Annotated in this window: 8 protein-coding genes and 1 pseudogene; 3 read left to right on the top strand and 6 right to left on the bottom strand. The window is 65.2% G+C overall.

Going from position 1 to position 8166, the window contains the following annotated elements; all coding sequences use genetic code 11:
- Positions 1-164: pseudogene (locus EOA23_RS28635) on the top strand (carbohydrate ABC transporter permease); the annotation flags it as partial.
- Between the two features lie 76 nt (positions 165-240).
- Positions 241-1755, top strand: coding sequence for a M81 family metallopeptidase (locus tag EOA23_RS28630; RefSeq protein ID WP_127306620.1), 1515 nt, complete (start codon positions 241-243; stop codon positions 1753-1755).
- A 117-nt stretch (positions 1756-1872) separates the two neighbouring features.
- On the opposite strand, the gene EOA23_RS28625 is transcribed toward EOA23_RS28630, so the two are convergent.
- The 6 genes from EOA23_RS28625 to EOA23_RS28600 all read right to left on the bottom strand — a co-directional run bounded on the left by EOA23_RS28625 (position 1873) and on the right by EOA23_RS28600 (position 7142).
- Positions 1873-3927 (bottom strand): M3 family metallopeptidase, encoded by a 2055-nt coding sequence (locus tag EOA23_RS28625; RefSeq protein WP_127306619.1) that lies wholly within the window; start codon positions 3925-3927, stop codon positions 1873-1875.
- 82 nt (positions 3928-4009) lie between these two features.
- Positions 4010-4426 (bottom strand): nuclear transport factor 2 family protein, encoded by a 417-nt coding sequence (locus tag EOA23_RS28620; RefSeq protein ID WP_127306618.1) that lies wholly within the window; start codon positions 4424-4426, stop codon positions 4010-4012.
- A gap of 11 nt (positions 4427-4437) precedes the next feature.
- Positions 4438-5079, bottom strand: a complete 642-nt coding sequence (locus EOA23_RS28615; RefSeq protein WP_127306617.1) for a carbonic anhydrase — start codon at positions 5077-5079, stop codon at positions 4438-4440.
- A 150-nt stretch (positions 5080-5229) separates the two neighbouring features.
- Complete coding sequence (locus EOA23_RS28610) at positions 5230-5997, bottom strand: DUF429 domain-containing protein (RefSeq protein ID WP_127306616.1); 768 nt, start codon at positions 5995-5997, stop codon at positions 5230-5232.
- Positions 5994-6878, bottom strand: a complete 885-nt coding sequence (pdxY, locus tag EOA23_RS28605; RefSeq protein WP_042645579.1) for a pyridoxal kinase PdxY — start codon at positions 6876-6878, stop codon at positions 5994-5996. The genes EOA23_RS28610 and pdxY overlap by 4 nt, the downstream gene beginning before the upstream one ends.
- A gap of 12 nt (positions 6879-6890) precedes the next feature.
- Positions 6891-7142 carry a hypothetical protein gene (locus tag EOA23_RS28600; RefSeq protein WP_126063722.1) on the bottom strand — a complete coding sequence of 84 codons (252 nt, stop codon included), beginning with the start codon at positions 7140-7142 and terminating at the stop codon, positions 6891-6893.
- A 153-nt stretch (positions 7143-7295) separates the two neighbouring features.
- On the opposite strand from EOA23_RS28600, the gene EOA23_RS28595 reads away from it, so the two are divergent.
- Positions 7296-7943 carry a LemA family protein gene (locus EOA23_RS28595; protein WP_126063721.1) on the top strand — a complete coding sequence of 216 codons (648 nt, stop codon included), beginning with the start codon at positions 7296-7298 and terminating at the stop codon, positions 7941-7943.
- The last annotated feature ends 223 nt before the right edge of the window (positions 7944-8166 follow it).

The raw sequence follows: 8166 nt of genomic DNA, 5'->3' as shown, positions 1-8166 counted from the left end.
ACACGCTGCCGATCCAGGTTTTCTCGCTCGTCGCCGGCCGCTATACGATCGAATGGCACCATGTCATGGCCGCCACGCTGCTCGCGACGCTGCCGGTGGCGATCCTTTTCATCTGGCTGCAGCGCTACCTCGTCCGGGGCCTTGCGCTTGGGGCCGTCAAATAGCAATTCCGGCAATTCCAGGAATACGCAGCGGTTTTCGTCCGGAATTGCGACAAAACAAGAAGTCTAGGGATCCTTCATGCGCATCTTCACCGCCTCGCTGGCGACGGAAACCAACACCTTCTCGCCGGTCCCAACCGACCGGGCCTCGTTCGAGATGGCCTTCTATGCCGGCCCGGGCAAGCACCCGGAGACGCCGACGCTCTGCTCCTCGCCGATCGTGGCTTTGCGCAAGCGCGCGGACAAGGAAGGGCTGACCGTCATCGAAGGCACCGCAACCTGGGCGGAGCCCGGCGGCCTGGTGCAGCGGCAGACCTATGAAGCGCTGCGCGACGAGATTCTTGGCCAGCTAAGGGAAGCGCTGCCGGTCGATGCCGTGATCCTCGGTCTGCACGGCGCCATGGTGGCGCAAGGCTATGACGACTGCGAAGGCGATCTCCTGGAGCGCGTGCGCGCCGTCGTCGGCCCGAAAGTGGTGATCGCCGCGGAATTCGACCCGCACAGCCACCTGACGCCGGAGCGCGTCGAGGCCTGCGATGTCATGGCCTATTTCCTCGAATTCCCGCACACCGATTTCTATGAGCGCGGCGAGCATGTCGTCGAGCTCGGCCTCGCCGCGGCGCGCGGCGACATCAAGCCGGTCATCTCGACCTTCGACTGCCGCATGATCCAGGTGCTGCCGACCAGCCGCGAGCCGATGCGCTCCTTCGTCGACAGGATCAAGGCGCTGCACGGCAAGGATGGGGTGCTATCGGTCTCGGTCATCCACGGCTTCATGGCCGCCGACGTGCCGGAGATGGGCACCCGCATCCTCGTCGTCACCGACAACGACAAGGAAAAGGGCGACAAGCTCGCCGAGACGCTGGGGCGCGAGCTTTATACGCTGCGCGAGAAGACGGCGATGACGATGCTTTCCGCGCAGGCAGGCATCGAGCAGGCGCTTGGCGTCCGCGCGACGCGCCAGGACAAGCCGGCGGTGATCGCCGACATCTGGGACAATCCGGGCGGCGGCGTGCCGGGCGACGGCACCATCGTGCTGCGCGAGCTCTTGGCGCGCGGCGTGACCAAGGTGGGCGTGGCGACGATCTGGGACCCGATCGCGGTGACCTTCTGCCATGCAGCCGGCGAAGGCGCGATGATCGACCTGCGCTTCGGCGGCAAGGCCGGCCCTCAGGCCGGCGAACCGATCGATGCGCGCGTCACGGTGCTGAAGACGACCAACGAAGGCTGGCAAAGCTTTGGCCCGAGCCGGGTGACCTTGGGGCCATCAGCCGTGGTGCGCATTGAAGGCACCGAGGTCGACGTGATCCTGAACACCAACCGCACTCAGACCTTCGAGCCGGATGTCTTCTCCAACATCGGCATCGATCCGATGGGCAAGGACATCCTTTTGATCAAGTCGACCAACCATTTCTACGCCGGCTTCGCGCCGATCGCCGCCGAGATCATCTATGTCGCGGCGCCGAGCTCCTATCCGAGCAACCCGGCGAAGACGGATTATCGGAAGCTGAAGAGGGCGATCTGGCCGCGGGTGGCGGATCCGTGGAGCGCCTCCCCTTCTCCCCTTGTGGGAGAAGGTGGATCGGCGCGATAGCGCCGAGACGGATGAGGGGTGTTCCAGGGAAAGCCAGCGTCTCGCTCCGCTGGAACACCCCTCATCCGTCGCCTTCGGCGACACCTTCTCCCACAAGGGGAGAAGGGGAAGCCGGCGCTACACCAACCCCCGCTTCACCATCATCGCATCCGGCGAAGGCATCTTTCCTCTGAAAGCCGTATAAAGCTCCTCCGGATCCTTCGATCCACCGGCCGCATAGATGTTCTTGCGCAACCGCTCGGCGAGTTCCGGATTGAAGGCATCACCCGTTTCCTCGAAAGCCGAGAAGGCGTCCGCGTCGAGCACTTCCGACCACATGTAGGAATAATAGCCGGCTGAATATCCGTCGCCGGCGAAGACATGACCGAAATGCGGGGTGCGGTGGCGCATGGCGATCGTGTCGGGCATATGCAGCTTTTCCAGCGTCTCAGCCTCGAACCGAAGCGGCTCCGCAGGCGCGTCCGGCCGCGCATGATAGGCCATGTCGATCAGCGCCGAGGCGGTGAACTCGACCGTGGCGAAACCGGCGCCGAAGGTGCGGGTCGCAAGCATCTTGTCGAGCAGCGCCTTCGGCATCGGCTTGCCGGTCTTGACGTGCAGCGCGTGCTTTTCCAGCACCGCCGGCACCGTCAGCCAATGCTCGTAAAGCTGCGAGGGCAGCTCGACGAAGTCGCGACTGACGGAGGTGCCAGAAACAGACGGCCAGGTGACGTCGGTCAGCATGCCGTGCAGCGCGTGGCCGAACTCGTGGAACAGCGTCTTTGCCTCATCGACCGACAGAAGCGCCGCCTCGCCGGCCGGCGGCTTGGCGAAATTCATGATGTTGTAGATCACCGGCTTGGAACCGTGACCGAGCTTGTAGCCGGATTTCAGCGCGCTCATCCAGGCGCCGGAACGTTTTGACGGACGCGCGAAATAATCGGCCAGGAACAGGCCGCGCTCGCTGCCGTCGGCATTCTTCACCACGAACGCGCGGGCGTCCGGATGCCAAACCGTGATCCCCTTCTTCTCCTCGAAAGTGATGCCGAACAGTTTCGTGGCGACATCGAAACAGGCCTCGATGACGCGCTCGAGCTGCAGGTAAGGCTTCAGCTCCGCCTCGTCGAAGGCGAATTTTTCGGCGCGCAGCTTCTCCTGGTAGAAGCGCCAGTCCCAGGCCGCGAACTTCTCGTTGCTGCCGGCTTCCGCCGCCAGCCGCTCCAGCTCTTTCTGGTCGGCGGCGGCCTTCTCCAATGCCTTTTCCCACACCGGATCGAGCAGCTCGTGCACCGCCTTCGGCGTCTTCGCCATCGTGTCGTCGAGCTTCAGCGCCGCGAAGGAATCGTAACCAAGCAGCTTCGCCTTCTCGGCGCGCAGCTTCAGCATGTCGCGCACGACATCCGTGTTGTCGGAGGCGCCGCCATTCTGGCCGCGCATGATGAAGGCCTTGAACGCGATCTCGCGCAGGTCGCGGCGCTCGGAGAAGGTCGAGAACGGCTCGTAGATCGAGCGCGACAGCGTCACCGCATAGCGGCCCTTCTGCCCACGCATCTCGGCCGCCTCCGCCATGGCGCTCTTCAAGAAATCCGGCAGGCCGGCAAGATCGGCCTCGTCGAGGAACAGCGCCCAGTCGCGTTCGTCGGCGAGCACGTTCTGGCCGAACTTGGTCCCGAGCGAGGAGAGCTCTTCATTGATGGCCGCAAGCCGCTTCTTGCCGTCGGCATCGAGCTTGGCGCCCGACCGGACGAAGCCCTTCCAGGTCTTCTCCAGCACCCGCAGCGTTTCGGCATCGAGCTTCAGGCTATCGCGCCGCTGGTAGAGATCGTCGATGCGGGCAAACAGCTTCTCGTTCATCGAGATCGCCGAGAAATGCCGCGACATCTTTGGCGAAACCTCGCGTTCCATCGCCTGGATCGTGTCGTTGGTGTGGGCGCCGGCGCGGCACCAGAAGATCGACGAGACATGGTCGAGTGGCTCGCCGGCGAGCTCGAGCGCGGCAAGCGTGTTCTCAATGGTCGGCGTCTCGCTGTTGCCGGCGATCGCGTCGATCTCGGCCTGATGCGCGGCCAGCGCCGCGTCGAAGACCGGCCCGAAATCATTGTCGCCGATGCGCGAGAAATCGGGCAGGCCGAGCGGCCCCTGCCAGACGGTCAGCGGATGGGCGGCTAGGTCGACGGCTTTTGAAGATGACATGAGCGATTCCGGTGGACTGATTTGGAGGCGGGCTGCGTCGGATGTAGGGCGATGCCGCGCGCCGCGCAACACGGACCTCGCCTCAATAGCCGCTGCAGTCCTGCGCCACCGCTGTCTGCGTGCTGGCGACGATGCGCCCGCGGGCGACGGTGAAGGTCTCGCGCATCAGCGTATCGTTGTTGGGAAAATCGTAACAGGCGAGCACCGTGGTCTCGCCATTCTCGCTCTTTTCGATGCGATGGCGGATCGCAGCGCCCGCGACCGCGCCCCGCCACTCGTCGATCGAGGCGATGAAATCCTCTTTGGTCTGGACGACGCCGATGTCGTCGAGCTTCATGCGCACGTCGTCGGCAAGCAGGTCGGACAATTCGGTACGGTCGGCGACCAGCAGCGCCGAATACCAGCGATCGATGATGGCGCCATCATCGGCGCTGGCCCGGGCGAGCGAGGACATGAGCAGCGTCGCCGCCAGAACGATCCTCCAGCTGATTCGGTGCATCACGCCTCCGTTCAAAGCTCCGGCCGCTCGAAATCGCCGGTTTCCTTGTTCATCACCCACAGCTCCCCGGTCGAGATATCGAACCATGCGCCGTAGAGCGAGAGCTTGCCCTTGCCTTCGAGGATCGAGACACAGGGAAAAGTCCGGAGATTGGCGAGGGAATAGCGGATGGAAATCCGCTCCAGCGCGGTCTGGCGCTCCGTCGTTGTCATCATCGTGCTGGAAGCTACGGTCTCGGCGGCCGGCGCGATCAGGCTCATCCATTTGCCGATGAAATCGCCGGGCGACAGCGGCGCGGAATTGGTGTCGAGCGCGGCGCGGATGCCGCCGCAGCGGCCGTGGCCCATCACAACGATGTTCTTCACCTTCAGGCTCTGCACGGCGAATTCGAGCGCGGCCGAGGTCGAGTGGTACTCGCCGTCCGGCTCGTAGGGCGGCACCAGATTGGCGACATTGCGCAGCACGAAGAGCTCGCCGGGACCGGCATCGAAGATCGCTTCCGGCGCCGAGCGCGAATCGCAGCAGGCGACGATCATCGTCTCGGGCGCCTGGCCGTCGCGCGCCAGCGAGCGATAGCGGTCGCTTTCGGTGGGGTAGCGGCCACTCATGAAGTTGCGATAGCCGGCGAGGAGGTGCTCGGGGAGGTGAGGCATGGGCGGCTAGAGCCTTTCCGGGGGGTTGGAGGCGGCAGCTCGTTGCGATCGAAAAAGCCTCTAGCGGCAAATGCAGGTCGTGGGCAATGCCGAATTGCGGATGGCGGCGTCGCAATCGCATGCCGCCAAAAGCTGCGCGGTCGATTTGCCTCAAGCCCAGATGGCGACGGGAATGCCGAAACGATCCAGCAGCGGCGGATCGGGCGAAGGCCGCGCCGCGCCGCTGGCGATACGCCCGGCAATCAGCATCATCGCCGCCGCGTCGAGGAAATCGTCGCTCGCGGCACCCCGTGGCGGCGCCTGATCGAGGAAGCCCTTCTCGTAGCTATGCCGGCAAAGCAGCGCCTTGCGCTCCTCCATGCCGGCCGGGTTGACCGCGCCCTTGATCTTCTTCGGCAGCGCCATCGCCGTGCCGCCATTCAGCTGGCAGAACGCCACTTCCGGATGCGATTCGAAGACGCGGCCGCGCAGTTCGGGCCGCGCGATCAACAGCTGATCGATCTCGCGGATCTTGGCAAAGATGCCGAAAGCCTGGATGGAAACGCCGCGTGGCGGGTCAGAAGTCCCCATCGCCACCGCGCTTGCCCTCCGGTGCGCTTCATACCAGGTCTCGACGGTGGTGAAGTCGCTGGTGTCGGCATAGAGCGCGGCGCGCGAGGGGATGGCGAACACGCTCGATTGCCGCGCGCCGAGCAGCGGCCGCACCAGCGCCTCCGGCCCGCGGCCGCCTTTGCTTGAAAAATCCGGCAGGCCGATCGGCATGTCGACGGCGATGGTCGCATCCGGCAGCGCGTCGAGCAGCACCTGGAAGCTCGGGAAGACCGAGACGGACGGCGCGGCGTCCGCTTCGCGGTGGACGGCGATCCAGCCGGCCTTGCAGCCGTCGACGCCGGCCAGCGCGTGGCCGACCAGTTTCACGCCCGCTTGTCCCGCCCGGGATGCAATAGATGGCGCAGCTGCACCATGGCCATTGGATGCGACAGGCTCTGGGCGTCGGTTTCGAGCTGCAGCTCGTCGCCGCCGCGCTTCGCGGTGCGCGCGAGAATCTCGTAAACGGCCGCCGTGGTCGATTGCAGCGCCTTGACCGGCGCCTGGCCGGAGAGAATCCGCGCCAGATAGACTGCGGCCGTCAGGTCGCCGAGCCCGTTCGGCGGCCTCTCGATCACACGGTGCTCCGCAAGCAGCGCCTGGCTGCCGTCGAGCAGGAAATTGCCGATGCCGCCCGCCATCATCGCCGGCGCCGAGGTCACCAGCATGGTCGAGGGTCCGGCATGAAGCGCGGCCGCCGTCACCGCCTTGATGTCGGGCAGCGGCGCGCCCGCCATCCATTCAAGCTCATAGCGGTTCGGCGTCGCGATATCCGCGATCGGCATCAATTTGTCGCGCATGGCGGCGGCCGTCGATTCCGGCACGTAGAGCCCGCCGGAATCGCCCATCACCGGGTCGCAGACGTAAAGCGCGTTCGGGGTCTTTTCCTTGACGGCGGCGACGAGCGAGGCGACGGCTTCCGCCTGGCCCGCTTCGCCGAGATAGCCCGAAAGCACGGCCCGCACCTCGCCCAGCCACGGTGCCCGCTCGAGGTCGGCCATCAGCGCCTTGAACTGGTCGAGCGGCGGCACTATGCGGGTTGCGCGGCTGTGCCCCGGATGCCAGGGCAGGATGACGGTCGGCACCGCCCAGACCGGGAAACCCAGTGTCTCCAGCGCGAACACCGCCGCGCGATTGCCGACCGAGCCGCGGGCGACATGGCTGGAGATGACGATGACCGCGCGCGGCGCGTCGGTTTTTTCTGCATTCATGAGGCTTGATTCCTAACCGCCACGCGTGGCGGCATACACCAGCCAGGCCAATAGCCCAATGGCAATGACGAAGCCGAGCGTTCGGCCAATGCGGGTTCCCCAATATTCGATGGGATCGGCGCGGTCCGTCTCGGCGGCGGTGACGCGGTCGCGCGCGTCCTTCGCCGCGCGGGCGATGAACGACGCGCCGCCTGGGGACGTCTCCTGTTGCACGCGTTCGAGGATGCGGCGCGACTCGGCCTCGTCGTCCCGGCGCTCTGCCATGGCAATTGCCCTTTCCGGCCCGCAGCTTAACTTGTTCGCGCTGCCATTCACAGTGCCTCACGGCTGAACCGGGACCGGCGTCATGCGCCGGACATTTTCTTGCGCCTGGATTGTGGTAATGCTTCGCATGCAACTTCTGTCGAGGGACCATTCATGATTACCGAGCGCCTCTCACCACCTTCCGTCTTCCGCAATCTGCCCGCCTTCCTGATGATGGCTTTCGTGCTGCCGCTGCTCGCCGGCTGCGGCTACAACACCATTCCGACCGCGGAAGAGAACGCAAGGGCGGCCTGGAGCGAGGTGCTCAACCAGTATCAGCGCCGTTCCGATCTGATCCCGAACCTGGTCGAGACGGTGAAGGGCTATGCCTCGCATGAGAAGGACACGCTCGACGCGGTCGTTCAGGCGCGCGCCAAGGCGACGCAGATCACCGTGACCCCGGAGACGCTGAAGGACCCGGACGCGCTGAAGAAGTTCCAGGATGCCCAGGCCGGACTGACCAGCGCGCTGTCGCGTTTGATCGCGGTCTCGGAAGCCTATCCCGACCTCAAGGCCAACCAGAATTTCCTCGCGCTGCAGGCGCAGCTCGAAGGCACCGAGAACCGCATCGCGGTGGCGCGGCGCGACTACATACAGGCGGTGAGGGACTACAATCTGACGCTGAAGACCTTCCCGTCCGTGCTGTGGGCGACCTTCTGGTTCCGCGGCAACGAGCCCTTCGCCAACTTCACCGTCGACGAGGACAAGATGCAGGTGCCGAAGGTCGATTTCGGCACCAGCACCACCAAGCAGGGTGGGTGAGAGCGACTTAGCTTATCGAGCCAGCCTTGAGTTCCGTCACCCCCCTCTCTGTCCTGCCGGACATCTCCCCCTCAAGGGGGGAGATTGGCAGTTCCGCCGACAGCGCACGCCCTGCGACGCTGACGATTGGCGAAGGCCGCGGTGACATCCAATCTCCCCCCTTGAGGGGGAGATGTCCGGCAGGACAGAGAGGGGGGCGACAGAACGCCTACCTCTCATTGCT

The sequence above is a fragment of the Mesorhizobium sp. M2A.F.Ca.ET.042.01.1.1 genome, assembly GCF_003997405.1.
In the GTDB taxonomy this organism is placed as follows: domain Bacteria; phylum Pseudomonadota; class Alphaproteobacteria; order Rhizobiales; family Rhizobiaceae; genus Mesorhizobium.
This window is presented reverse-complemented; position numbering and strand designations above follow the sequence as displayed.

Excerpts from the sequence above, each read along its gene's own strand:
- EOA23_RS28630 (WP_127306620.1), top strand. The coding sequence starts at position 241 with ATGCGCATCTTCACCGCCTCGCTGGCGACGGAAACCAACACCTTCTCG.
- EOA23_RS28625 (WP_127306619.1), bottom strand. The coding sequence starts at position 3,927 with ATGTCATCTTCAAAAGCCGTCGACCTAGCCGCCCATCCGCTGACCGTC.
- EOA23_RS28620 (WP_127306618.1), bottom strand. The coding sequence starts at position 4,426 with ATGCACCGAATCAGCTGGAGGATCGTTCTGGCGGCGACGCTGCTCATG.
- EOA23_RS28615 (WP_127306617.1), bottom strand. The coding sequence starts at position 5,079 with ATGCCTCACCTCCCCGAGCACCTCCTCGCCGGCTATCGCAACTTCATG.
- pdxY (WP_042645579.1), bottom strand. The coding sequence starts at position 6,878 with ATGAATGCAGAAAAAACCGACGCGCCGCGCGCGGTCATCGTCATCTCC.
- EOA23_RS28600 (WP_126063722.1), bottom strand. The coding sequence starts at position 7,142 with ATGGCAGAGCGCCGGGACGACGAGGCCGAGTCGCGCCGCATCCTCGAA.
- EOA23_RS28595 (WP_126063721.1), top strand. The coding sequence starts at position 7,296 with ATGATTACCGAGCGCCTCTCACCACCTTCCGTCTTCCGCAATCTGCCC.